This window comes from Streptomyces atratus (assembly GCF_014648655.1).
Classification (GTDB): Bacteria; Actinomycetota; Actinomycetes; order Streptomycetales; family Streptomycetaceae; genus Streptomyces; species Streptomyces atratus.
On the sequence record NZ_BMRN01000209.1, the window covers coordinates 1 to 772 of the forward strand.

A 772-nucleotide genomic window follows, 5' to 3' on the forward strand; every position below is an offset into this window, starting at 1 on the left:
TAGGTTATGTCGCCCACGTACTTGGTGTTCGGCGCCTGGGCGGTGAAGTCGCGCCGCAGCAGGTCTGGCACCGGCGTCGCCGATGGCTCGGGAATGGTGGTGCGGACCTTCTTGCGCAGGTGCAGCCCGACGATGCGGAACGTGCGCATGACGCGCTCGACGCGCTTGTGATTGACCCGCCTCCCGGCGTCCTTCAGCTCGGCGGTGACGCGCGGGACCCCGTAGGTGCCGTCCGATTCCCGGTGGATCTCAGCGATACGTTCGGCGAGCTCTGCATCTGCCTGGGCCCGGGCAGCCCGCGCGTCCGCGCCGGCCAGCCACCGGTAGAAGCCGGAACGCGAGACATGCAGCATCCGGCACAGCCGCTTGACGCCGAAGGCGCCACGGTGATCGTCGACGAACTGGAAGCGGCTGCTCACCAGCTGGTCTCCGCCGCAAAATACTTCGCGGCCCTCCGCAGGATCTCCCGCTCAAGCTCGAGTTCCTTCACCCGTGCCCGCAGCTGCCGGTTCTCCTTCTCCATCGCGGTGGCCTCCACGGCCCCGGGCCGGGCGGCCTGCTCGGCGTCCCGCACCCACGTGCGCAGCGTCTCGTGGTTGACGCCCACGTCCTTGGCCACCGACGCATACGTCCCACCCGGACTGGCGTGGTACAGCGCGACGGCATCGGCCCGGAACTCAGGCGAGTACTTCGATGTCCCCAACGGGAACTCCTGTCCTATGGATCTTCACGATCCAATGATCAGGGTGTCCACGATCAAGGGGAAACGCCC

Annotated in this window: 1 pseudogene; it reads right to left on the reverse strand. The window is 67.6% G+C overall.

Annotation, left to right across the window (positions count from 1 at the left end):
• Positions 1-703 (reverse strand): annotated as a pseudogene (locus IEZ15_RS46325) (IS3 family transposase); the annotation flags it as partial.
• Positions 704-772: the final 69 nt, after the last annotated feature.